Source organism: Sphaerisporangium siamense (genome assembly GCF_014205275.1).
In the GTDB taxonomy this organism is placed as follows: Bacteria; Actinomycetota; Actinomycetes; order Streptosporangiales; family Streptosporangiaceae; genus Sphaerisporangium; species Sphaerisporangium siamense.
In genome coordinates this window covers 8,279,241-8,302,650 of sequence record NZ_JACHND010000001.1, presented here as the reverse complement: position 1 = coordinate 8,302,650, position 23,410 = coordinate 8,279,241, and the positions used below count along the sequence as shown (strand labels likewise).

Here is a 23,410-nt window from a genome sequence, read left to right as displayed (position 1 = left end):
CCTGCCGGCCGGGACGCGGCGGGCGGATCAGCCGCCGAGCGAGGTGCAGGGACGGGTGCGCAGGTCGGTGACGTAGTCGTCCGGGGCGCCGGCCTTCTCGGCGGCGTCGGCGAGGATGCCCAGGTAGCGGGCCGAGGGCAGGCCACCCTCGTAGTCGTCAAGGACGTGGAACCAGGCCAGGATCTCGCCGTCGAGGGTGGCCACGCGCAGCTTGACCTTGTGGTACAGCCCGAGGGCGGCGCCCTCCCACTGGTCGAGGGGCTCCTCGTCCCATTCGGGCACGTCGTAGAGGACGACGAACACGTGCTCATAGGGATCTTCGGCGATGGTGGCGAGCGCGCCCTCCCAGCCGACGTCCTCGCCGCCGAAGGTCAGGCGCCAGCCCTGCAACCAGCCGGTCCCGCGCATGGGCGAGTGCGGAGCGCGCTGAGCCATCTGCTTGGGATCCATGTTGCTGCCATAGGCGGCGTAAACAGGCACGGCATATAAGGGTAATCCAAGATCCGCCCGGTGATCCGGCGCGCCGCACGCAACACGCGCCGGGGTGTGGTGGACGCCGCGGGTTCTTCCGGTGCGCGCCCCCGGAAGCCGTGGATTGGTAGGGGTTTTCGTCGGGGTATCGGGGTTTTTACCGATGTTCGTCGCTTCCCCTCGGGCATTGGACCCCGGGCACCCCACCCCATGCGGGACAATGGGGTATGTGACGACGATTGTGATCATAGGTGGCGGGCCCGGCGGCTACGAGGCCGCGCTGGTCGCCGCACAGCTCGGAGCCGAGGTCACCGTGGTCGAACAGGACGGCCCCGGCGGGGCGTGCGTCCTGACCGACTGCGTGCCGTCCAAGACCATGATCGCCACCTCGGTCCGCAAGCAGGCCCTGCTGGACGGCTCCTCGCTCGGGGTCAACTTCACCGGCGGCGCGGACGGCGACGTGGGCGGCGTCCACGTCGATCTCCCCCAGGTCAACGAACGCGTCAAGGACCTCGCCCTCGCCCAGTCCCACGACATCGCCGCCCGGCTCACCGCCGAGGGCGTGCGCATCGTCAAGGGCGCGGGCCGCCTGGTCGACCCGCAGGTCGTGCGGGTGGGCGACGAGACGATCAACGCGGACGTGGTGATCGTCGCCACCGGCGCGACGCCGCGCGTGCTGCCGGGCGCCGAGCCCGACGGCGAGCGCGTGCTGACCTGGCGCCAGCTCTACGACCTGAAGGACCTGCCCGAGCACCTGATCGTCGTCGGCTCCGGCGTCACCGGGGCCGAGTTCGCCGGCGCCTACCGCTCGCTCGGCTCGGAGGTCACCCTCGTCTCGTCCCGCGACCGCATGATGCCCAACGAGGACGCCGACGCCGCCGAGGTCCTCGAAGAGGTCTACCGGCGCCGCGGCATGAACGTCATGGGCAGGTCCCGCGCCGCCTCCGTCAAGCGCACCGCGCACGGCGTCGTCGTCACGCTGGAGGACGGCCGCACGGCCGAGGGCAGCCACTGCCTCATGACCGTCGGCATGGTCCCCAACACCTCCGGCATCGGCCTGCAGGAGTGCGGGGTCACCCTCGACCGGCACGGGTTCGTCCAGGTCGACAAGGTCTCCCGCACCTCCGCGCCCGGCGTCTACGCGGCCGGCGACTGCACCGGCGTGCTCATGCTCGCCTCCGTGGCCGCCATGCAGGGCCGCATCGCCGTCTGGCACGCGCTCGGCGAGGCCGTCCAGCCGCTGCGCCTCGCGACCGTCGCCTCCACGATCTTCACCGACCCCGAGATCGCCGCGGTGGGCGTGTCCCAGCGGCAGATCGAGCAGGGCGAGGTCGAGGCCAACGTCGTCAAGCTGCCGCTGGCCACCAACGCGCGGGCCAAGATGCAGGGCTTCGAGGACGGCTTCGTGAAGCTGTTCTGCCGGCCGCACACCGGCATCGTCCTCGGCGGCGTCGTCGTCGCGCCGCGCGCGTCCGAGCTGATCCTGGCCCTGTCGGTCGCCGTCCAGCACCGCCTGACCGTGGACCAGCTCGCGCACACCTTCGCCGTCTATCCCTCGCTGTCCGGCTCGATCACCGAGGCGGCCCGGCGGCTCATGCTCCCGGTCACCTCGGCCGTCCTCTGACCCGCCGCACCCGGCTCAGGTGAGCCGCGACCGCACGCGGCCTAGCGCCTCGCGCCCGTGGTGGATCGCCGCGGCCACCCCGCCGAGCTGCGGGATGTCCTGGGCGCCGTTCAGCGCCGCCTTGGCCGCCTCGTAGGCGTCCAGCGCCCGGCGCCAGTCCTGGTCGACGCTGCCGCCGTCCATGTGGTTGATCTTGTAGTCGAAGTCCAGCGCGTCGATCTCCTCGCCGAGCCGGATCACGTCCTCCTCTGCGGTGCGCCGGGCCGCGGCGAACCGGTTGGCCCGGTCGGCCCTGCGCCGGTACGACAGCCCCCAGAGGATCAGCGTGAGGCTCAGCCCGAGCCCGCTGAGGATCATCAGGACCAGCCCGAGACCCCCGCGCCCGGCGGCGGGCGCGGCCGTGCCGGAGTCGCCTCCCGAGTCCGCGGCGACGTCCTCCTCCGGCAGGTCGGAGGTGCTGCCCACCGCGTCGTCGGGGACGTTCTCCGGCTCGCCGAGCGCGCCGGTCAGGTTGACGTCGTCGGCCTGGATGAAGGACGCGCCCTGCACCGTGGCCCCGTGCAGGTCCGCCCCGCGCAGCTCGGCCTGGGTGAACTCCGCCTCGGTGAGGTTGGCCCCCTTGAACACGGCGAACTGCAGCTTGGCCTGCCCGAGCTTGACCTCCCGCATCTTGGCGCGGGTGAAGTCGGCGTTCCTGGCCTGGACCTGGCCGAGGGTCGCCTCGTTGAGGTCGGCGTCGATGAGCGTGGCGTCGGTGAACTCGGCCTGGGTCAGCTCGGCCCTGGCCATGATCGCGCCGGTGAGGTCCGCGTGGGGGAACTCGGCCTGGCCCGCCTCGGCGTCCGTCATGACCGCGCCGCGGAAGGTGGCCTGCTTGGCGTGCATCTGCCCGAGGTCGGCGTCGGAGAGGTCCGCGCCGGTCAGGTCGGCGTACTCCAGCCGCGCCTGGGTGAGGTCCGCCTCCTTGAGCGAGGCGTTCTTCAGCAGGGCCCCGGTGAGATCCTTCTGGGTGAGGTCCACCTCGTCCAGCTTGGCACCGGTGAGGTCGGCGCACCGCAGGTTCATTGGGAGCGCGGCGCCCTCGGTGAAGTCCTTGCCGCGCAGCTTCACGCCCGAACCGGGCTTGCAGGGCGCCCCCAGTACGGCGGCCGTGCCCGCCGCGGCGGTGGCCGACGCGGGCTCCGCGGGCACGGTGAGCAGGAACAGCCCGGTGACGCCCGACACCAGGACCAGGGGGATGGAACGACGCAACGCATGCCTCCTCGACGATCACGCCGAGTCTGACAGGTGATCATATACGGCGGGTTGCACGTCCCTTGCAGATCGCTTTCGCCTCGGAACGCCGCCTTGGGACCGCCTCTCCCACGGCCTGGCGCGCCCCGCTGTCCTTCGCGCCGGGGTCGGCCCGCCTTCGCGTTGGGGGAGCCGGGGGGCGTCACGTCGGGCCTGCGGACGTCGCGACGGGCCGGGAAAGCCGGAGAGCCCCGGCGGACGGTGTCCGCCGGGGCTCTCGTGGTCGTACGTTGGCCGTGAGATCTCTCGATGCAGCCGGGACCGGGGTCTACCAGTCGCCTCCGCCGAAGTCGCCCCCGCCGAAGTCACCGCCGCCGAAGTCACCGCCTCCGCCGCCCCAGTCGCCGCCGCCGCCGAAGTCGCCGGCCCCGGACTCGGCGCCCTGGGCGTAGCCGGCGTCGTAGCCCGCGCCGTAGCCGCCGTGCATGCCCCAGCCGCCGAACGAGCTGCCGAGGACGGTGCCGATGAGCATGCCGGTCATGAGGTCGCCGCCGAAACCGCCGTAGTAGCCGGAGGCGTACGGGGCGTAGGCGGGGCCCGCGTCCCAGTAGGGACGGCGCTGGCCGTCGATCATGACCTCGCGCATCTGCGGGTCGAAGCCCTGCTCGACGCGCCGGGCGTCGTCGGCGCAGGCCGGGACGTCGCGGGGCGCGCCGCCGGGCGGCGCCCAGCGCACGTCGCGGGCCGAGGGGCCGTGCTGCGGGTTGAAGAAGCACGGCGCGCGCCGCTCGGGGACCGGCTGGTTGTTCACACGGGCGTTAACGCAGGCCAGGGCGTAGCGCCCCTCCTCCAGAGCGGTGGTCACGCCGCGCAGCTCGTCCACCCGCTTGACCGCGGCCAGCTCGGCCTTGGCCCGCTCGTAGGAGTCGAGGGCCTGGCGCCAGTCGTCCTGGTCGGCGGCGCGGGTGCCCGCCACCTTGACGTCGAGGTCCAGCGCGGTGATCTCCTCACCGAACTTGGTGACGTCCTCCTCGACGGTCTGCTTGACGGCGGCCAGCTCGGCGGCCTCGCGGCGCTCCCGGTCGCGCTTCTTCTTGCGCGAGATCAGGAAGATGCCCAGGCCGCCCACGACGGCGAGCACGAGGATGCCGATGAGGACGCCGGCGCCACCGCCGCCGCCCGCGGAGCTGCCGGTCTTCAGGGCGCCGCGGGTGTCCCCGCTGACGGCCTTGTCGACGCGGTGGACGAAGTCCTCCATGCCGGAGACGACGTCCTTGTTGTTGGCGACGGCCGCCTCCGCGAGGTCACCGGCCAGGCCGGTCCTGCGGATCGCGGACGACCCCGCGAACAACGAGTTGCCGTCCAGGATCGCCACGGTGACGCGGTTCTTGCCCTCGCGGGCCAGCGCCTGCCCGAGCGCGCTGATCACGTTGCCGGCGGCCGAGTTGCTGGTCACCGACCCGTCGGCCAGGGCGGCGACGTAGATCTGGCTGTCGGCGCCCTTCAGCGCGTCACGGATGCCGGAGAGCTGGTCGGAGCTCAATGTGACGCCCGGCCCCACGTACAGATGGTCCTTGCTGTCCTTCCAACCCGCCACGATCGTGTTCGGGTCGGGTGGGGCCGCGGCCAGCGCCGAGGGCGCCAGCGCGAGCAGCGTGAAAAGGCCGACCAGGGCGGCCACGACTGTGGCCGCCGCGCGGCGCACCGAATGAGTGGTCACGGCTATATGCCTCCTTCGCCCTACAGGACGAATGGGGGGTCGTCAAAGGTTCCTCGATTGGCAACCGTATCCGCTGCGCGACGCGGCGTGCGCGTCCGGTGGGGTCAGACGTCCTTGATTTCGCAGAGCGCGGCGCCCGCCGTGACGGTCTGCCCCACGGCGGCGTCGAGCCCGGCGACGGTGCCCGCCTTGTGCGCGGTGAGCGGCTGCTCCATCTTCATGGCCTCCAGCACCACGATGACGTCGCCGGCCTGCACGACGTCGCCGTCGGACGCCGCCACCTTCACGATCGTGCCCTGCATCGGGCTGACCAGGGTGTCGCCCCCGGACGCCGCCGCCGCGCCCCTGCCGCCCGCGCGGCGGGCCGGCTTCCTGGCCGCGGGCTGCCGGGCCGCGGCGGTGGCGGCGGGCAGCACGACCTCCAGGCGCTTGCCGCCGACCTCGACGACCACGCGCTCGCGGTCCGAAGGCTCATCGGCGGAGACATCGCCGGAGTAGGGCTCGATCACGCCGGTGAACTCGGTCTCGATCCACCGGGTGTGCACGCCGAACGGCTCGCCGGTGAACGCCGGGTCGATCACGACGGCGCGGTGGAACGGCAGGACGGTCGGCATGCCCTCGATCTCGAACTCGGCCAGGGCACGGCGCGAGCGCGCCAGCGCCTCCTCGCGGGTGCGGCCGGTGATGATCAACTTGGCGACCAGGGAGTCGAACGACTGCGGCACGGTCATGCCCGGCTCGTACCCCGCGTCCAGGCGGACGCCGGGGCCGGCGGGGACGCGCATGGTGGTCAGCGTGCCGGGGCTCGGCAGGAAGTTGCGGCCGGCGTCCTCGGCGTTGATCCGGAACTCGATCGAGTGGCCGCGCACCTCGGGGTCGCCGTAGCCGATCGGCTCGCCGTCGGCGACGCGGAACATCTCGCGCACCAGGTCGATGCCGGTGACCTCTTCGCTGACCGGGTGCTCGACCTGCAGGCGGGTGTTGACCTCCAGGAAGGAGATGGTGCCGTCCTGGCCGACGAGGAACTCGCAGGTGCCCGCCCCGGTGTAGCCGGCCTCCTTGAGGATGGCCTTGGAGGACGAGTAGAGGAGGTCGAGCTGCTCGGGGGAGAGGTACGGGGCCGGGGCCTCCTCGACGAGCTTCTGGTGGCGCCGCTGCAGCGAGCAGTCGCGCGTGGAGACCACGACCACGTTGCCGTGCCTGTCGGCCAGGCACTGGGTCTCGACGTGGCGGGGCCGGTCGAGGTAGCGCTCGACGAAGCACTCGCCGCGCCCGAAGGCCGTCACCGCCTCGCGCACCGCGGACTCGTACAGCTCGGGGATCTCTTCGAGCGTGCGGGCGACCTTGAGGCCGCGCCCGCCGCCGCCGAACGCCGCCTTGATCGCGATCGGCAGGCCGTGCTCGGAGGCGAACTCGATGACCTCGTCCACCCCGGACACCGGGTCGGGGGTGCCGGCGACGAGCGGCGCGCCCACGCGCTGGGCGATGTGCCGCGCGGCCACCTTGTCGCCGAGCGCGGTGATCGCTTCGGGCGGCGGGCCGATCCACACGAGGCCGGCGTCGATCACGGCCTGGGCGAACTCGGCGTTCTCCGCCAGGAACCCGTACCCCGGATGCACGGCGTCGGCGCCCGACCGGGCCGCGACGTCCAGCAGCTTGCCGATGTCGAGATAGGTCTCCGCAGGGGTCTGGCCGCCGAGGGCGTAGGCCTCGTCGGTCATGCGGACGTGCAACGCGTCGAGGTCTTGCTCCGCGTACACCGCCACGCTGCCCAGCCCGGCGTCCTTGCATGCGCGGGCGATCCGCACGGCTATCTCGCCACGGTTGGCGATCAGGACCTTCTCCACCCGAGGTCGTCCCTTTCCTGTTCCTCGCAAGGGGCCCCAAGGGGGCTCTGTCCTCCCAAGGGGGCGTTGCGCCTTCCACGGAGTGTAGGCGTCCTCTGATCTCAGGTGACCCCTACCCCCTCCCCGGGATTCGGGGAACCTGGTGCCGGCGCACGGGCGGGGAAGGCGATAACCAGTCGCTATAAGCAGTGCATCCTAGGGGTTGGACGTCTAAGGTAGGGGCGTTTGGCCACCCCCTGTGTGCAGTCGACCCTCAAGGAGACCGGCATGAGCCAGAGCTTGCTCGGCGGCGACCCCGCGGAAATGCAGAACATGGCCGCACAGTTCACGCAGCAGGCCGAGCAGGTGCGTCAGACGATGGCGGCGCTCGACCGCGAGGCCGCGAAGGTCGGCACGGCGTGGACGGGGCCCGGGGCCACCCGCTTCGGCGGCGCCTGGCAGAACTACCGGCAGGCGTTCCAGCGCATGTCGGAGGAGCTGGCCGAGGCGTCCCGCATCATCAACACCTACCGCGGCAACATCGAGTCCGCGACGCGATAGCGCGGCGAGCGTGAGACGCGGCGCGGCGGGGACGGCGGCCGGCTCGCCGTCCGCGGCCCGCGTCACAGCCCGCGTCACGGCCCGGCCGGTGGCCTTCCACCGCCGGGCCTCGCCGTTCCGGGACGGCGACCGCGGCGCCTCGGTGGTCGAGCTGGCGCTGATCATGCCCGTGGTGCTGATCGTCATCCTGCTGGTCGTGCAGTTCGCGCTGGTCTTCCACGGCAGGCAGGTCGCCGACGCCGCCGCGCGCGAGGGCGCCAGGATCGCCAGGGCGGCCGGCACGGGCTCGCCGGGGTGGCGTGGCGCCGCCGAGGCGCGGGCGCGGGCGATCGTGCGCGACGTCGGCCCCAAGATGCTCGATTCGGTGACCGTGCGGGCCTGGGAGAGGGCGGACCAGCGCGGCGTGACGGTCCAGGGCAAGGCGGTGGCGGCCGTCCCCCTGCTGCCCGGCATGACGTTCACGATCACTTCGACGTTCGGCGGCCCGATCGAGTGCTTCCGCCCGGACGACGGCAGCCCCGGCTGCCGGTAGCGGCCGGCCTCACGTGCCCAGGGCCGCCTGGATCGGGGTGACGGTGCCCGAGATCACCAGCAGTCCCCGGCCGGGCGGCCCGCCCACCGCGCCGCGCGGCAGGCGCACGTTGAACAGGTCGCCGTCGGCGGGGCTCTGCACCGCGAGCAGCAGCCCGGTGCGGGACTTGCGCGCCTCGGCCACGAAGCCGCGGTAGGCGGTCGCGAGGTCGCCCGTGGTGCCCGCGACCAGCAGGCCGTGCTCGCCGTCCCTGCCGCTGCGCAGCGTGCTCTCCAGGGCCATGCCGAGCGGGGAGTCCGGCGAGACCAGCTCGGCGTCGTCCACCAGCACGACGTACCGGTCGTGTCCGGCCAGCACGGCGGGCAGGTCCTCGCCCTCCGCGGAGATCACCCCGAGGACGCCGTCCTGCCCGGCCAGGTCGCGCAGCGGGCTGCGGCGCGGGGCCACCACGGCGACCGGGGTGTGCCGGCCGAGCAGCGAGCGCGCGGCCGTGAGCAGCGCGGAGGACCGCCCGGACCTGGACGGGCCCGCCACCACCGCCGCCGGGCCCTGCGCCAGCAGGTCGACGCCGAGCGGCGCCAGCGAGTCGCCGCCCGCGCCGAGCAGCGCCCACAGCGGCGACGGGGGCGTGAACCCGGGGGCGAGGTCGAGCGCCTGGGCGGAGGTGACGCGCATCGGCAGCGCGTCCACCCGCAGCAGCGACCCGGGCACGGGGAACCGCTCGGCCGACTTCTTGGCCAGGGACTGCAGGACGGCGACCTGGGCGGGCCCGGACGGGTCCTCGTCGAGCAGCGCGATCTGGTTCTCGATCACGCCCTGCTCGCCGACCGACAGCGCGCGCCCCGGCGGCATGACCGTCGGCAGGGCGCGCGGCGGCAGGCCGGCGAGGCCGTAGTCGGCGGGGTCGGCCAGCCGCATGATCAGGCGGTCGTCGAAGAGCGTGGAGATCTGCCCGAGCAGCCCGGACCTGTCGGCGGTGACCACGGCGCGCAGCCCGACGGCGGGCCCCTCGCGCAGCAGCTGCATCAGCGACTCCAGCAGCCGCCCGTAGTCGTAGCCCTCGAACGCGGCGGCGAAGCCCTCCCAGCGGTCCAGCATGAGCACCAGCCACGGCATCCGCAGCGCCGAGTGCGGCCCGGCGGCCCGCCGCGCCTCGGCCAGGGAGGCGTACCCGGCCTCGGCGAGCACCTGCTGCCTGCGCCCGATCTCGGCGCGCAGGCGGGTCAGCAGGCGCTCGACCCGGTCGAGCTGGTCGCGGGTGACGACCGCGCCGCAGTGGGGGAGCGCCACGAACGGCAGCAGCGCCCCCGACCCGCAGTCGATGGCGTGCAGGTGGACGTCCTGCGGCGAGGCGAGCCGCGCGATGGAGGCCGCCAGCGTGCGCAGCGCGGTGGACCTGCCCGTGCGCGCCGTGCCCGCGATGAGCAGGTGGCCGCCGTGCGGCAGGTCGAGGGCGAGGGGCCTGCGGTCCTGCGCGGCGGGCAGGTCGGTGACGCCGAACGGCAGCGGCGGCACCTCGCGGCCGGCCGGGGCCGGCGGGCCGTCCAGGTCGTCCAGCAGCATGGCCTCCGGCAGCGGCGGCAGCCACGGGCTGGGCTGGCCGGGCACGCCCGCGACGCGCGCGGCGTCCACGACCGCGTCCACCAGGACGGCGAGGTCGCTCGCCGGAGCGGTGGCCGACAGCCCGGCGGTGACGGGCTCGGGGGCCGTGCGCAGCGGGTGGCCGAGGTCGCGCCAGCCGACCTCCACGACCTTCGGGCCCGCGCTCGCCCGCCCGCCCTCCACGGACCTGCCGCCGATCCTGGCCGTCTGGACGGGCTGGGCGGGCGCGGCGCCCGAGCGGACGTAGCAGCGGCCGGGCGTGGACTTGGAGATGTGGGCGGCCTCCGGGCCGGAGATGACGTCGGCGGACTCGGCGGGCTCGGTGACCCGCAGGGCGATGCGCAGCGAGGTGTTGGCCTGGATGTCGGCGGTGACGACGCCGGCGGGGCGTTGGGTCGCGAGCACCAGGTGGATGCCGAGCGACCGGCCGCGCCGGGCGATGTCGACGAGCCCGTCCACGAAGTCGGGCAGCTCCGACACCATGGCGGCGAACTCGTCGATGATCAGCAGCAGGCGGGGCAGAGGCGCGCGGGGGCCGTCGAGCTCCTGGTAGTCGTCGATGTCCTTGGCCCCGGCCGCGAGCAGCAGGCGCTCCCTGCGGCGGATCTCGGCGGCCAGCGAGGACAGCGCCCGCTGGGTGAGATGCTCGTCGAGGTCGCTGACCATGCCGACGGTGTGGGGCAGGCGCACGCATTCCTTGAACGCGGCGCCGCCCTTGTAGTCGATCAGCACGAACGTCATCTCGTCCGGCCGGTTGGCCACGGCGAGCGAGCAGATGAGGGTCTGCAGCAGCTCGGACTTGCCCGCGCCGGTGGTGCCCGCGACCAGCGCGTGCGGGCCGTCGGTACGCAGGTCCACGCTGAAGGGGCCCTCCGGGCCGACGCCGATCGGCACCCTGGTCGTACGGCCGCCGGAACGCCAGCGGGAGGCGATCGCCCGGCCGGTCGGGGCGGGCAGCGCCAGCAGGTCCAGCAGTCGCGCCGAGCCGGGCAGGACGGCGGTCGCGTCGTCCCTGCTCACGTCGCGCAGCGGGGCCAGGGACCGCGCCAGGCGGTCGCACCAGGCGGCGGAGACCCGGTCGGCGAGGATCTCGCCGATGGCGTCCAGGCCGCCGCCCCGCAGCCGCACGAACCCGCTCTCGCCGCAGTCCACCACGGTGGCGCACTCCTCGGGGAGCAGCCGCTGGTCCTCGTCGATCGCGATGGTGAAGACCCCGGCGCGCGGGCCCTGCCGGAGGACCTGCGGCATCCCGGGCAGGCCGCGCAGCACCTGGGCGCCGTCGAGGATCACCAGCACGTCGTAGGGCCGGTCGTCGTAGGAGGCGTACAGCGGCTCCTCGCCGGGCTGGAACGAGCGGCCCCACGACTTGACCGCGCCGAGCATCCCCTGGGGGTCGTCGTCGCCGAGGCGCGTGGCGATCAGCGCGGCCAGCTCCGAGACGCGCTGGGCCGCGGCCTCGGGGTCGGCGCCGACCAGCGCCACGGCGTCGGCGTCCCGGGGGGCGCAGTGCGGTAGCCAGCGGGCCCAGTTCCACTGGGCGGCGCCGTCGGCGTTGGCGGAGATCACGACCACGGCCAGGTCGCGCGGGCTGTGCAGGGTGACGGCGGCGCCGACCAGCGAGCGGGCCACGCCGAGCGCGCTCTCCCGCGGGCCCGTCACGCCGGCCACGCCCAGCCGCCGCATGGCGAGCGACACCGGCACGGCGCCGGAGATCGGCGGCTCGGGCATCGCCAGGTCGGCGGAGGCGCCGCGCTCGGGCACGAACTCGATCTCGGCGGGCAGGTCGGCGAGGCCGACGCGCAGGCGCAGGGCGTCGGGGTCGTGGCTCCTGCGCTCCCACAGCCGCCCGCGGGGGCCGGTCGCGGTCAGCAGCAGCTCGGCGGGGTCGGGGGAGGCGGCGCGGCGTTCGACCTCGTTCACGGCCCTGGCCTTCTCGACGGCGGCCTTGAACGCGGCCTGCCGCTCCTTGTACGCCTTGAGGTCCTGCCGGTACTTCCTGCGCCCGTGCCGGCGGTCGCTGATCCACTGCCCGATCATGATCATCGGGGTCATGAGCGCGATCAGCAGGTAGAACCACATCTGGAACACCCAGGCCAGGGCCAGGCCGAGCACGGCGGGCAGGAACGCGGCCAGCAGTTGCAGCCGCATGCCCTCGCCCCGGGTCGGCTCGGCGGGCACCTCGAACCTCCTGCGCCGCTCGGCGGGGCGCAGGCGCGGTGGCCGGTTGTAGGCGAGGCCGCCCTCGGGCAGCGCGTCGAGGTGGGCGTCGGGCGCCTCGGTCGCCCGCAGCACGAGCACCGAGTTCCCGCAGGTCAGTGGGGTGTCTTCCGGCCAGGGGCGTGGCGCGCCGACCTGCTCGCCCGCGATGTGGGCGGCGGAGTAGGTGGTCCCGCGGACCATGGCGCCGATGATCTCGTGGGCCGGCGCGCCGAGGTCCACGGGCTCGGACGCGGCGCGTCCCGCCCGCCGTGCCCGCCGGGCGCCACGCGGCCGCTCGGCCGGTTCCCTGCCCGGCGGCGTGACCGACCGCACGAGCACCTCGTCCGGCGTGACCCGGATCTCCACGGCCTCCGCGGGCATGTCCGGATCGTCCACCGGCACCGCGCACGCCGGGCCCGAGCCGATGACGTGCACGCCGAGGCCCAGCCTGTGCACCGACCCGGCGGCCGGGCCGCCCACGACCCTGACCTCGGTCACGCCGCCCGGCTCCGCCAGCACCGTGGCCCCTGCCGTCCGCCGGTCCAGCGTCACCAGGTCGCCGTCGCGCAGCGCGGCCACGACCGGCGCGTCCGGGTCCAGCCGCCTGCCGTCCACCCATAAGGACGGCACCTCGGCCCCGGGCCCGGCCTTCGCCGCCGCGCGCGGGCGCCCGGCCATGCCGTACGGCGCCCGTGCCCGGGACAGGCGTACGACATTGCTCAGGGTCTCGTCCGGCACGCCCTTCAGGGCGGCGGCGAGCCCCGCGACCGTGGTCTCCTCGTCGCCCTCGGCCACCACGTCACGGTGGCCGTGCTCCGAGACCACGGTAAGCATGATCCGCATGCGGCGTTCTCCTCCGGGTCCGGGTCCCGCGCTTCAACGTAGCGACGGGAGTCCGCCCGGTCCGGAGGTTTACGCCAACCAGACCCGCGGGTGCCCGTTCTCCTACTTCTCCACCTTCTTGCCTTCGGGGTCGATCAGATGCCACTTGCCGCCGAAACCGGTCTTGCCCTGGCCGTTGAAGTCGCCGGCGGCCTTGTCGCCGCTGAAGTAGTACAGCGGGTGCTTGTTGTAGGTGACCTGCTTCTCGCCCTGCTTGCGCGTCGTGGTGCCGAGCAGGCTCTCCTTCACTCCCTCGCCCGCGCGGGGCTTGTCCCGGGTGATCAGCGGAGGCCAGGCGGTGGCGCACGCGTCGTTGCAGTTGGAGGTGTTGTCGGTGTCCTTGTCGAAGACGTACAGGGCCCTGCCGTTCGCGCCCACCAGCACCTTGCCGTACTTGGAGTCGGCGACCCGCACCTTGGCGTGCTCGGGCGTCGGCATGGGGCTCGCGGACTCGGTCGGCGACACGCCGGGGGAGGCGGTCGGCGAGCCGGTGGGAGAGGCCGTCCCCGTCGGCGAGGCGGTGGGAGACGTGCCGGGGTAGCCGGTTTCCGTGCCCGTCGGGGTCGGAGATTCCGTGGCGTTGGCCGCGGCCCTGCTGTAGTTGGCGCTCGGCGTGGCCGAGCCGCCGCAAGCGCTCACCAGCAGGACCGTTGTGGCCAGCCCGACGCTCGACGCCAGGATTCTGTTCATGACCCCCTCCTTCTCGCGTGCTCCGCACGTGCGTGCCGAGACGGACATATGCATCTGTCGAGGGGAGACGTAGCTATCGTTCCCGCCAATCCGTGCTTCAGCACATCCATGCTTGTTTCCGGTGTTCTCCTGGCATTAGGCCGATAGGAAACGGCGCTAACCTTGGTGGCCGGGCGTACGTCCCGGCGGGCCGGGGCGGGCCCTGCCGCCGGTTCCCGTTCACCTGCCGGTCGGTTACGGCGCGTCGTCCACAGGCGCGGAGAAATGCGACGTGGCCTGTGGATAACTCTGTGGACGGCGGTGGGTCAGCAGGCCTAAACCGGATTTTTCTCCATATTTCTGGCGGAACTCCGGCGATGATCCCCGGCCGGGACTGTGGACGAACATGTGGACAAGTGCGGACAAGAGCTGACAAGGCCATACGCCTCCGGCGGGGCAAGATGGACGGCCGGTTAACGGGAAGGGGTGCCGGTGCCGGGATATGTGCAGGTCCAGGTGGCCATCGACGACAGGGCCAAGGCGGCGGAACTGGCGCGCTCGGCCGTCGGCGCCCGGCTCGCCGCCTGCGCCCAGATCGTCGGGCCCGTCACCAGCGTCTACCGCTGGAAGGGCGAGGTCGAGACCGCCGAGGAGTTCCTGCTTCTGGTCAAGACCACGCGGGAGCGCGCGGACGCCCTCACCGAGCTGATCCGCCGCGATCACCCCTACGAGACGCCGGAGATCATCACCCTGCCGATCGACGGCGGGCTCGGCGCCTACCTTCGCTGGATCGACGAGGAAACCGGTTCGTCCGCTTCGGATGGGGTTCAGGCGAAGAACGGTTAAGATCCGGATCCGCGGGGAACACCCCGGTGGCGTAGGTGACAGATGTTACTGGCGTTACTGTCGATACAAAGGAGAATATCGGCGGAAATTTCGGTGTGGACGGCGTCCCGGGACCGATGGGATTGTTGACCCTCCCATTGACAGCTAATCCATAGTGGATGAGCATGGGTCCGGTTTCCAAGCCGGAGCTTGCTGCAAGCGGCACGCGATCGTACGAGAATTTCGGTAGATGACCGAAGTCTTGTCCTAACATATCCGTGACCATGCTGTTCCGCCCCGTGGTCATGCGGTTCGTCTCGACCGGCCTTGTGCCGATCGATATCAGCGCATGGTCAGGGGCCGTCGGCCTGGTCCCTGATTCGGGAGCCCCCCACCCATGAGGATCAGCGAGAAACCCGACCGCGACAACCGAGCCCCGGTGAACGCCGAGCGGCCCGGGTCGCCGGGCGCGCTGTCGGGCCCCGCCTCGCGCAAGCTCCCCGTCCCGCCCCGCGAGCGCAAGCCCGCCCTCGCCGCCCTCGCCCTGTTACTCGTCCTCGGCGGCGCCCTCGCCACCACCCTCCTGGTCGTGCGCAGCGGCGACCGCGTCTCCGCCATCCGCATCACCCAGCAGGTCGGCCCCGGGCAGCCGATCCCGCCCGCGGCGATGGAAGAGGTGCAGATCGCCGACACCGGCATCGCCTACGTCGACTACCGCCACCGCCAGGAGGTCGCCACCACCTTCGCCCGCGTCACCCTCCTGCCGGGCACGCTCCTCACCGAGCAGATGGTGAGCAGGTCCAGCGAGCAGGTCGGCCCCGGCAAGGTGATCATCGGCCTGGCGCTCAAGGCGGGCCAGATGCCCCTGGACCTCAAGGCCGGCGACCACGTCCAGGTGCTGTACGCCCCCGGCTCCGGCAAGGCGAGCGCCCAGGGCAAGGTGCTCGCGCCGAGCGCGCTCGTCGACGCCGTGGGCGGCAGCGAGACCAGCAGCACCGGCCTGGTCTCCATCGTCGTCGACGCCACCGTCTCGCCCACGATCGCCATGTACGCCTCCGGCGGCGAGATCGCCGTCGGCAAGCTGCCCGGAGCGGGGTGACGTGGCGCTCATCGCCCTCGCCGCGGACAAGGGAGCCCCGGGCGTGACCACCGCCGCCACCGCGCTCGGCGCGGTGTGGCCCCGGCCCGTCCTGCTCGCCGAATGCGACCCCTCCGGCGGTGATCTGGTCTACCGCCTCCCCGGCATGGACGGCACCGTGCTCAACCCGTCCCGGGGCCTGCTCAGCCTCGGCGCCACCGCCCGGCGCGGCCTGCGCCCCGAGCAGGTCCACGAGCACACCCAGAAGCTCGTGGGCGGCCTCGACGTCCTCACCGGGCTGACCCACGGCGAGCAGGCCGCGGGCCTGACCTGGCTGTGGGGCCCGCTCGGCCGCGCCCTGGCCGCCCTGCCCCAGGCCGACGTCCTCGCCGACCTCGGCAGGCTCGGCGCCCACCCGCAGATCAACGAGCTGATCGCCGAGGCCGAGCTGACGCTGCTGTTCACCCGGCCCAGCCTCGACCACGTGGCCCACCTTCGCGAGCGGCTCGCGCTCATGACCGGCGAGATCGGCGTCGTGGTGATCGCCGAGCCCCGCTCGTACCGGTCCTCCATCGAAGAGGTGCGGCGCATCGTCGCCGCCACCGGCGTCGACGCCGCCTTCGTCGCGGGCCTGGCCTACGACCCCAAGGGCGCCGAGCTGCTGCGCGGCCAGTGGGGCGGACGCCTGGACCGCTCCCTGCTCATCCGCACCGCCCGCGAGCTGGCCGGCCGCCTGGCCGCCCGCGTCGCGCCGGGCCGCGCGCCCGCCGCCGAGCCGCCCCGCTCGCGCGGCGTGTCGGCCGAGCCGCCGCGTCCCCGCTCGGGGGGTCTGTCGAGATGAGCGGCGCGGGAGTGGCGAAGGGGAGGCGCGGGTGAGCATCGACCACACGCTGGTGAAACGGTTCCGTCAGGAGGTCGGCGACCGCCTCGCCCACCAGCGCCGCCTGGACCAGGCGAGCGGCCTCGTCCCCATGTCCGGCGAGGACGAGCGCCAGTTCGCCCGCGCCCTGATCTCGCAGGTCCTCGAAGAGCACGCCCGCAACGAGATCGGCTCGGGGCGCACCCCGCCGACCGCCGAGGAGGAAGAGGCCCTCGCGGCGGGCATCCACGCCGCCCTGTTCGGCGTCGGCAGGCTCCAGCCCCTGCTGGACGACCCCGAGGTCGAGAACATCGACGTCAACGGCTGCGACCGCGTCTTCGTCGGATACGCCGACGGCCAGGAGGTCATGCACGACCCCGTGGCCGACTCCGACGAGGAGCTGATCGAGCTGATCCAGATCCTCGCCGCCTACAGCGGCCTGTCCAGCCGCGCCTTCGACACCGCCAACCCCCAGCTCGACCTGCGGCTGCCCGACGGCTCGCGCCTGTCGGCCGTCATGGACGTCACCGTGCGGCCCGCGGTGTCGATCCGCCGCGCCCGCCTCGGCAAGGTCTTCCTCAGCGACCTGGTGGGCAACGGCACCCTCACCCCCGAGCTGGGCCGCTTCCTGTCCGCCGCCGTGGCCGCGCGCAAGAACATCATGATCGCCGGGTCCACGAACGCGGGGAAGACCACCCTGCTGCGGGCGCTGGCCAACGAGATCCCGCCCCACGAGCGGCTGATCACCGTGGAGCGCGCCCTCGAACTGGGCCTCGACCAGTTCCCCGAGCTGCACCCGAACGTCGTGGCCTTCGAGCACCGCCTGCCCAACTCCGAGGGGCAGGGCGAGATCACCATGGCCGAGCTGGTCCGCCGGTCGCTGCGCATGAACCCCAGCCGCGTGATCGTCGGCGAGGTGCTGGGCGACGAGATCGTCACGATGCTCAACGCCATGACCCAGGGCAACGACGGGTCGCTGTCGACCATCCACGCCAACTCCTCCATGGAGGTCTTCAACCGCATCGCCACCTACGCTCTGCAGGCCGAGGAGCGCCTCCCCATCGAGGCCACCCACATGCTCATCGCGGGCGCCATCGACTTCGTCGTCTTCATCGAGAAGCGCAACGACTACCACCAGGGCGGGCGCCTGCGCCGGTACGTCGCCAGCGTCCGCGAGGTCGCGGGCGTGGACGGCCGGGTGCTGTCCTCCGAGGTCTTCGCGCCGGGCCCGGACGGCCCCGCCGTGCCGCTCGCGCCGATCGCCTGCCTGGAGGACCTCGTCCCGCACGGCTACGACCCGGCGAGGGGGGCCTGGTCGTGATGCCCATGCCCACCGGCCTGCTCGACTGGCTCGCCCTGCTGGCGGGGGCCGCGACCGGCGGCGGCCTGTTCCTGCTCGGCCTGGCCCTGTACGGCGTGCGGCCGAAGCCCGCCACCCCCGACCGGGGCGCGCGCCGCCGCGAGCTGCTGCGCAGGCTCTCCACGCGGTCGGCGGTCGCCACCATCACCGGCGGCCTGGTGCTGGTCGTCAGCGGCTGGCCCGTCATGGCGGCGGGCGCCGTCCTGCTCGTCCTGGCCTGGCGCGGCCTGACCGGCGGCGCGTCGGAGGAACGCGCGGCCATGGCCCGGCTGGAGGCCCTGGCCGCCTGGACCGAGTCGCTGCGGGACACCATCGCGGGGGCCGCGGGCCTGGAGCAGGCGATCCCGTCCTCGATCCGGGCGGCGGCCCCGACCCTGCGGCCCCACCTGCGCTCGCTGGTCGACCGCCTCCACACCCGCATGCCCTTGCCCGACGCGCTGCGCCTGTTCGCCGACGAACTGGACGACCCCTCGGCGGACCTCGTGGTCGCCGCCCTGATCCTCAACGCCAAACTGCGCGGCCCCGGCCTGCGCGAGGTGCTGGGCGCGCTCGCGGTCTCGGCGCGCGAGGAGCTGGACATGCGCCGCCGCGTCGAGGCCGAGCGCAGGTCCACCCGCCGCAGCGTGCAGATCGTGGTCGGCACGGCGCTGGCCTTCGCCGCGCTGCTGGTGATCTTCAACCGCTCCTACGTCGAAGAGTACGACTCGCTGCTCGGCCAGGCCGTGCTGGTCGTCGTGGCCGCGCTGTTCGGCGCCGGTTTCGCCTGGATGCGGCGTCTGGCCCGCTTCGACAAGCCCGCGCGCCTGCTCGGCACCGTCGCCCCCGTGGAGCGCGAGACCGTCGCGGGAGGCGTCCATGCTTGAGAACGTCCTCGCGGGCGGCGCGGTGGGGCTGGGCCTGTTCCTGCTGTTCAGAGCCCTGTTCCCGCCCCGCCCCGGCCTGGTCGCCCGGCTGCTCGCGCTCGACTCGGTCCGCGAGGACGGCGACGCGTTCCGGCTGCAGCTCATCAGTCCCGACGAGGACGTCAGCGCCTTCCGCCGCGAGCTCGGCGTGCGGCTCGCCCGCTTCTACGCCTCCCGCGGCTGGGAGGTCCGCTCCGTCCGCGCCGACCTGACCCTGCTGGGCAAGTCCTTCGAGGGCTACCTCGCGACCAAGGTGCTGCTCGCGGTGTCGGGGCTGCTCGCCTTCCCTGTGCTGCTGGGCTGGCTCGTCCTGATGGGGTGGGGCGTGTCGCTCCAGGTGCCGATGTGGGCGGCGCTGATCATCGCGGTCGTCTTCTTCTTCCTGCCCGACCTGCAGATCCGCCGGGACGCCGCCGCGCGCAGGCGCGACTTCCGGCACGCCGTCGGCGCCTTCCTCGACCTGGTGGCGATGAACCTCGCCGGAGGCAGGGGAGTGCCCGAGGCCCTGCTGATGGCCGTCTCGGTCGGCGACGGCGGCTCGTCCAACTGGGCGATGGCCCGCATCCGCGAGGCGCTCGCCAACGCCAGGATCGTCGGCATCACCCCCTGGCAGGCGCTCGGCCGGCTCGGCGACGAGATCAACGTCGACGAGCTGCGCGACCTGTCGGCGGCGCTCGGGCTCGTGGCGGACGACGGCGCCAAGGTCCGGGCCTCGCTCACCGCCCGCGCGGCCACGATGCGGCGGCGCGAGCTGGCCGAGGTCGAGGGCCAGGCCGGCGAGCGCTCCCAGTCGATGCTGGTCGCCCAGCTCCTGCTCTGCGCGGGATTCGTGATCTTTCTCAGCTTTCCGGCAGCGATGAAGATGTTGGGGTCCTAGATGTTCACACCACCATGGCTCGAATACCTGGTCGCCGTGCTCCACGTGCGGATCCACCGCGCGCGGACCGCCCCCTCGCGCGGAGCCTCCGCGGTCGAGTGGGTGATCATCACGGCGATCATCGCGGGCGTGGCCCTCGGCCTCGCCACGCTGATCAAGACCCTGGTCACCCAGAAGCAGAGCGAGATCCAGACCAACTTCGGCGGCGGAGGCGACGGCAAGCCGTGACCGCGCGGCGCCGTCTCATCCGGGGCCGCCCGCGCGATCGGGGATCGATGGCGGTCGAGGCCGTCATGCTCGCGCCCCTGTTCCTGATCTTCCTGACCTTCCTGGTCGGGGCGGGGCGGGTGGTCGAGGCCCAGGGCGAGGTCAACGGGGCCGCGCGGGACGCGGCGCGCGCCGCGTCCGTGCAGCGCACGCTCCCCGCGGCGGAGCGCGCGGCGCGAGAGGCGGCGGTCTCGGCGCTGCGCGGGCAGTGCCGTCCCGACGTCAGCCTCGCCGGCAGCGACTGGCGCGAGGGCGGCAGCGTCCGCGCGCAGGTCGCCTGCGAGCTGCGGCTGGACGTCCTCGGGTTCGGCGCGATCAAGCGCACCACCGGCGACTCCGTGGTGCCGCTCGAACTCTTCCGGAGGGTGCGATGACCGTCCCGCCGGACGACACGGGCTCGATGTCGGTGTTCACGGTCATCTTCTCGGTGACCGTGTTCCTGCTGGCCGGGCTGCTGGTCGACGGCGGGGCCGCGATCAACGCGCGCCTGCGGGCGTCCGACATCGCCGAGCAGGCGGCGCGCGCCGCCGCCGACCAGATCGACGTCGAACACCTGCGGGCCACCGGGAACGTGCGCCTGCTCGCCGACGAACGGGTCGTGTGCGGGAAGGCCCGCGAGCTCGTCGCCGCCCACCGGGACGCCGCCGTCCGGCTCACCCGGTGCGCCATGGGCGCGGGGCAGGCCGAGGTCGCCGTCACGGTCGGCGTCCGCTGGAGCGCGGTGTTCCTCGGCGCGTTCGGGTTCCCCGGGTCCGAGATGTCCGGCGCCGCGGCGGCGGGCCCCGACGCCGGCGACCAGCCGCCGTGACCGCCGCGCGGGCGGGATCCGCGCACCGCGCGCAGGCAGGCTCGGGGAGACGAAGGAGGGAACTGGGATGACCGCGTCGCGCACGCGCACGCCGGCCAGAGGGACACCTCAGGCGCAGATCACGCGCATCCGGCCGCGCAGGACCCCCGGCGACGTCATCGCCGGGCTCGCGGCCCTCGTCGCCCTGGCCGCGCTCATGGGCGGCGTCCCGTACGCGCTCCTGCGCTTCGCCGGGCCGCCCCTGCCGCCCGAGCTGCTCAACGGCGACCTGCTCACCCGGCAGATCGGCATGGGGACGGCCATCGCGATCCTGGTGCTGCTGGTCTGGCTCACCTGGGTCCAGCTCGTCGTCTGCGTGATCGTGGAGGTGTACGCGGGCATCCGCAGGATCGGCATGCCCGCCCGGGTGCCGTTCTCCGGCGGGCCGCAGGCGCTGGCCAACCGGCTCGTCTCGGCCGCGCTGATGCTCTTCACGGTGTCGGCCGCCGCGGTCCCCATCGCCGCCTTCGGCAACGCCCCGCCGCCCGCCAGGCCCGCGGTGGTCGCCGCCGCCCTGGCCGCGCCCGCCACCGCCGCGGCGGAAGGCTCCCAGAGCACCGAGGCGTCCACGGCCACGCTCGACGTGGTGCGCCAGGTGAAGAAGGTGTACGTCGTGCAGCCCCCGCACGGCCGCCACCACGAGAGCCTGTGGGAGATCGCCGACAAGTGCCTGGGGGACGGGCGGCGCTACCCGGAGATCTACCGGCTCAACCAGCACGCGACGCAGCCGGACGGCGCGCGGTTGCAGATGGCCGACCTGATCAGGCCCGGCTGGGTGCTCGACATGCCCGACGACGCGCGCGGCGTCCACGTCGTCCCGGCGGACGAGAGCCGCGAGGCCACGCTGAGGCGGAACGCGGGCGAGCCGGTGGAGGCCGACGGCCGCACGCAGTTCATCGTCCAGGACGCGGGCCGCCACCAGGTCGGCGCGACCGGCGCGACCGGCGCGCACGACGGCCGCGACACCGGCACGACGGGTCATGACACCGGCACGACGGGCCGCGACACCGGTACGGCCGGGCGCGAGGATTCGCCGGAACGGCCGGGCACGGGCGACGCCGCCGAGCAGGGCAGGAAGGTCACGGGGCTGCCCGTGCCGGCCCCCAACCGGGCCTACCACCTGCCCGCGGCCAAGGAGACGGCCGTGCCGTCCGTCAAGAACCCCGACCGGCCGGCGCAGGCCGACCGGCCGCACCGGACCGAGGCGCAGGACACCGGCGGGGGCCTGGACCTGATCGACTACCTGGCGGGGGGCTCGCTGGCCGCCGCCGGGCTGCTGGCCGCGCTCGGGCGCCGCCGCCGCGAGCAGCTCTGGAACCGCGCCTTCGGGTACCGCCTCCCCCGGCCGCGCGGGGACGCCGCGAGCGCCGAGGTCGCGCTGCGCCTCGGGTCCGACGCGCCGGGCAGCCGCATGCTGGACAACGGCCTGCGCCTGCTGGGCAAGCTGCTGGCCGAGCAGGGCCGCGTCCCGCCCACCATCTACGCCGTCCACCTGTCCGCCCGGGGCCTGGACCTGTGGATTCACCCGCCGGAGCCGGACGCGCCCGAGCCGTGGGAGTCCCACGACGGCGGGCGCACCTGGCGGCTGCCCGCCCACGAGGGCAGGGGGATCGACGAGCACGCCCTGGCCGACGTCCCGGCCCCCTACCCGGGGCTGGTCTCGCTCGGCGTCACCGAGTCCGGCCGCGTCCTGGTCGACCTGGAGGCCGCGCACGGCGTGATCGCCGTCACCGGGCACCGCGTCCGCGACGCGCTCGCGGCGCTGGCCGTCGAGCTGGCCACCAACCGCTGGTCCGACGGCATGCGCGTCACGCTCGTCGGCTTCGGCGCCGACCTCACCATGATCGCCCCCGACCGGGTGCGCGCGGTGGGCAGCCTGGCCGAGGCGCTCCCGGACCTGGAGTCCCGGGCCGAGGAGGCGACCGCGTCCGGCGGCGAGGTGCTGACCGGACGGGTGCACGGCCGCGCCGCCGACCCCGTCTGGCCGCCCCACTTCCTGCTGTCGGCGATCGCCCCCGACCCGGGCGAGGCCGAGCGCCTGGCCAGGCTCGGCCGCGCGGGCGCCCGCATGGCCGCCGGGTACGTCATCGCGGGCGACGTCCCGCACCCCACCTGGACATGGGAGATCACCGAGGACGGCAAGGCGAAGATCGACGCGCTCGGTGTGACGGTGGCGGCGCAGCTCCTGCCCCGGCGCCACTACGACGCGGTGATCGACCTGTTCCGCACGGCCGGGCGCCGCGACGGCGAGCCGGTGCGCGAGGAGGAGGCCCAGGAGCTCACCACCCCGCCCTCGGTGAACGTCCGCATCCTCGGGCCCGTCGAGATCGGCCCGGTGCCGCCGCTGGAGGAGGGCAGGGCCGAGCTGGCCACCGAGATGGTCGTCTACCTCGCCGCCCACCCGCAGGGCGTCCACCCGGTGGTGCTCGGCGGCATCCTGTGGCCGCGCGGCGTGCAGGCCGTCGTCAGGGACGCCACGATCGCCCGGGTCGCCGACTGGCTCGGCACCGACGCCCAGGGCAGGCCCAACCTCAGGACCGACGACACCGGCAGGCTCAGGCTCGGGGCCGAGGTGCGGACGGACTGGCAGCTCTTCCGCGAGCTGGTGCGCCGTTCCCACAACGACCCCGGCGCGCGGGCCATGCTGCTGGAACGGGCGCTCGGCCTGGTGCGCGGGCCGCTGCTCAACGGCAGGCCGCGCGGGCGCTACGCCTGGCTGGCCGCCGACGAGCTGGAGTACGAGGTCACCGCGAGCGTGGCGGACGCCGCGCACCGGCTGTGCGAGGTGCGCCTGGCCCACGGGGACGCCGAGGGCGCGGTGGCGGCGGTGCGGGCGGGCCTGCTGCTGGCCGCCGACGACGAAGGGCTCTGGCGCGACCTGCTCAGGGCCGCGCACGCCACCAATGACCCTCTCAAGCTGCGCGCGGTGGTGGACGGCCTGCACCGCAGGGCGGCCTCGCATCCCTATGGCGGCGGGATGGCCCCGGAGACCGAGGCGCTCATCGACGAGCTGCTCCCGTCCTGGCGGTTGCACTCCATGCCGTCGGCGTGAGCACGGAGAGGTGTGCCCGGGACG

At 73.8% G+C, this 23,410-nt stretch carries 19 protein-coding genes; 13 read left to right on the top strand and 6 right to left on the bottom strand.

Annotated features, from left to right (window positions below; all coding sequences use genetic code 11):
- Positions 1-27: 27 nt before the first annotated feature.
- Positions 28-480, bottom strand: coding sequence for a gamma-glutamylcyclotransferase family protein (locus BJ982_RS37325; protein WP_184608078.1), 453 nt, complete (start codon positions 478-480; stop codon positions 28-30).
- A gap of 220 nt (positions 481-700) precedes the next feature.
- Between BJ982_RS37325 and BJ982_RS37320 the strand changes: the two genes are divergently transcribed.
- Positions 701-2,095, top strand: a complete 1,395-nt coding sequence (locus tag BJ982_RS37320) for an NAD(P)H-quinone dehydrogenase (RefSeq protein WP_184887998.1) — start codon at positions 701-703, stop codon at positions 2,093-2,095.
- 15 nt (positions 2,096-2,110) lie between these two features.
- Here the strand turns inward: BJ982_RS37320 and BJ982_RS37315 are convergent, their stop codons facing one another.
- The 3 genes from BJ982_RS37315 to BJ982_RS37305 all read right to left on the bottom strand — a co-directional run bounded on the left by BJ982_RS37315 (position 2,111) and on the right by BJ982_RS37305 (position 6,895).
- Complete coding sequence (locus tag BJ982_RS37315) at positions 2,111-3,346, bottom strand: pentapeptide repeat-containing protein (protein WP_184887996.1); 1,236 nt, start codon at positions 3,344-3,346, stop codon at positions 2,111-2,113.
- Positions 3,347-3,656: 310 nt separating this feature from the next.
- Positions 3,657-5,048 carry a hypothetical protein gene (locus BJ982_RS37310; protein ID WP_184887995.1) on the bottom strand — a complete coding sequence of 464 codons (1,392 nt, stop codon included), beginning with the start codon at positions 5,046-5,048 and terminating at the stop codon, positions 3,657-3,659.
- A 104-nt stretch (positions 5,049-5,152) separates the two neighbouring features.
- Positions 5,153-6,895: an acetyl/propionyl/methylcrotonyl-CoA carboxylase subunit alpha gene (locus tag BJ982_RS37305; RefSeq protein WP_184887993.1), complete on the bottom strand. Its 1,743-nt coding sequence runs from the start codon at positions 6,893-6,895 to the stop codon at positions 5,153-5,155.
- Positions 6,896-7,162: 267 nt separating this feature from the next.
- Here BJ982_RS37305 and BJ982_RS37300 point away from each other — a divergent pair, with 267 nt between their 5' ends.
- Positions 7,163-7,435, top strand: a complete 273-nt coding sequence (locus BJ982_RS37300) for a WXG100 family type VII secretion target (protein WP_184608074.1) — start codon at positions 7,163-7,165, stop codon at positions 7,433-7,435.
- Positions 7,436-7,445: 10 nt separating this feature from the next.
- Entirely contained in the window at positions 7,446-7,967 is a 522-nt protein-coding gene (locus BJ982_RS37295) for a TadE/TadG family type IV pilus assembly protein (protein WP_239122681.1), read from the top strand.
- 9 nt (positions 7,968-7,976) lie between these two features.
- Here BJ982_RS37295 and BJ982_RS37290 read toward each other — a convergent pair whose 3' ends face one another.
- On the bottom strand, positions 7,977-12,611 hold the full coding sequence (locus BJ982_RS37290; RefSeq protein WP_184887991.1) for an FtsK/SpoIIIE domain-containing protein: 4,635 nt from the start codon (positions 12,609-12,611) through the stop codon (positions 7,977-7,979).
- A 102-nt stretch (positions 12,612-12,713) separates the two neighbouring features.
- A complete protein-coding gene (locus tag BJ982_RS37285; protein WP_184887989.1) occupies positions 12,714-13,340 on the bottom strand; it encodes a COG4315 family predicted lipoprotein in 627 nt (208 codons plus the stop codon).
- Positions 13,341-13,811: 471 nt separating this feature from the next.
- Between BJ982_RS37285 and cutA the strand changes: the two genes are divergently transcribed.
- From cutA to BJ982_RS37235, 10 genes are all read left to right on the top strand, one after another.
- Positions 13,812-14,165: a divalent-cation tolerance protein CutA gene (gene cutA / locus BJ982_RS37280; protein WP_184887987.1), complete on the top strand. Its 354-nt coding sequence runs from the start codon at positions 13,812-13,814 to the stop codon at positions 14,163-14,165.
- Between the two features lie 376 nt (positions 14,166-14,541).
- Entirely contained in the window at positions 14,542-15,243 is a 702-nt protein-coding gene (locus BJ982_RS37275; protein ID WP_184887986.1) for a hypothetical protein, read from the top strand.
- A gap of 1 nt (position 15,244) precedes the next feature.
- A complete protein-coding gene (locus BJ982_RS37270; RefSeq protein WP_184887984.1) occupies positions 15,245-16,063 on the top strand; it encodes a CpaE/TadZ family protein in 819 nt (272 codons plus the stop codon).
- Positions 16,064-16,094: 31 nt separating this feature from the next.
- On the top strand, positions 16,095-17,402 hold the full coding sequence (locus tag BJ982_RS37265; protein ID WP_239122682.1) for a TadA family conjugal transfer-associated ATPase: 1,308 nt from the start codon (positions 16,095-16,097) through the stop codon (positions 17,400-17,402).
- Positions 17,402-18,304 (top strand): type II secretion system F family protein, encoded by a 903-nt coding sequence (locus BJ982_RS37260; RefSeq protein ID WP_239122683.1) that lies wholly within the window; start codon positions 17,402-17,404, stop codon positions 18,302-18,304. Before BJ982_RS37265 ends, BJ982_RS37260 begins: the two co-directional genes overlap by 1 nt.
- Positions 18,297-19,220 carry a type II secretion system F family protein gene (locus tag BJ982_RS37255; protein ID WP_184887982.1) on the top strand — a complete coding sequence of 308 codons (924 nt, stop codon included), beginning with the start codon at positions 18,297-18,299 and terminating at the stop codon, positions 19,218-19,220. The genes BJ982_RS37260 and BJ982_RS37255 overlap by 8 nt, the downstream gene beginning before the upstream one ends.
- Positions 19,221-19,448, top strand: a complete 228-nt coding sequence (locus BJ982_RS37250; protein ID WP_184887980.1) for a Flp family type IVb pilin — start codon at positions 19,221-19,223, stop codon at positions 19,446-19,448. It begins immediately after the preceding gene.
- A 47-nt stretch (positions 19,449-19,495) separates the two neighbouring features.
- Positions 19,496-19,861, top strand: a complete 366-nt coding sequence (locus BJ982_RS37245) for a TadE/TadG family type IV pilus assembly protein (protein ID WP_184887978.1) — start codon at positions 19,496-19,498, stop codon at positions 19,859-19,861.
- Entirely contained in the window at positions 19,858-20,295 is a 438-nt protein-coding gene (locus tag BJ982_RS37240; protein ID WP_239122684.1) for a pilus assembly protein TadG-related protein, read from the top strand. The genes BJ982_RS37245 and BJ982_RS37240 overlap by 4 nt, the downstream gene beginning before the upstream one ends.
- 67 nt (positions 20,296-20,362) lie before the next feature.
- Complete coding sequence (locus BJ982_RS37235) at positions 20,363-23,386, top strand: bacterial transcriptional activator domain-containing protein (protein ID WP_184887976.1); 3,024 nt, start codon at positions 20,363-20,365, stop codon at positions 23,384-23,386.
- Positions 23,387-23,410: the final 24 nt, after the last annotated feature.

Excerpts from the sequence above, each read along its gene's own strand:
- BJ982_RS37300 (WP_184608074.1), top strand. The coding sequence starts at position 7,163 with ATGAGCCAGAGCTTGCTCGGCGGCGACCCCGCGGAAATGCAGAACATG.
- BJ982_RS37290 (WP_184887991.1), bottom strand. The coding sequence starts at position 12,611 with ATGCGGATCATGCTTACCGTGGTCTCGGAGCACGGCCACCGTGACGTG.
- BJ982_RS37285 (WP_184887989.1), bottom strand. The coding sequence starts at position 13,340 with ATGAACAGAATCCTGGCGTCGAGCGTCGGGCTGGCCACAACGGTCCTG.
- BJ982_RS37275 (WP_184887986.1), top strand. The coding sequence starts at position 14,542 with ATGAGGATCAGCGAGAAACCCGACCGCGACAACCGAGCCCCGGTGAAC.
- BJ982_RS37260 (WP_239122683.1), top strand. The coding sequence starts at position 17,402 with ATGCCCATGCCCACCGGCCTGCTCGACTGGCTCGCCCTGCTGGCGGGG.
- BJ982_RS37255 (WP_184887982.1), top strand. The coding sequence starts at position 18,297 with ATGCTTGAGAACGTCCTCGCGGGCGGCGCGGTGGGGCTGGGCCTGTTC.
- BJ982_RS37250 (WP_184887980.1), top strand. The coding sequence starts at position 19,221 with ATGTTCACACCACCATGGCTCGAATACCTGGTCGCCGTGCTCCACGTG.
- BJ982_RS37245 (WP_184887978.1), top strand. The coding sequence starts at position 19,496 with ATGGCGGTCGAGGCCGTCATGCTCGCGCCCCTGTTCCTGATCTTCCTG.
- BJ982_RS37240 (WP_239122684.1), top strand. The coding sequence starts at position 19,858 with ATGACCGTCCCGCCGGACGACACGGGCTCGATGTCGGTGTTCACGGTC.
- BJ982_RS37235 (WP_184887976.1), top strand. The coding sequence starts at position 20,363 with ATGACCGCGTCGCGCACGCGCACGCCGGCCAGAGGGACACCTCAGGCG.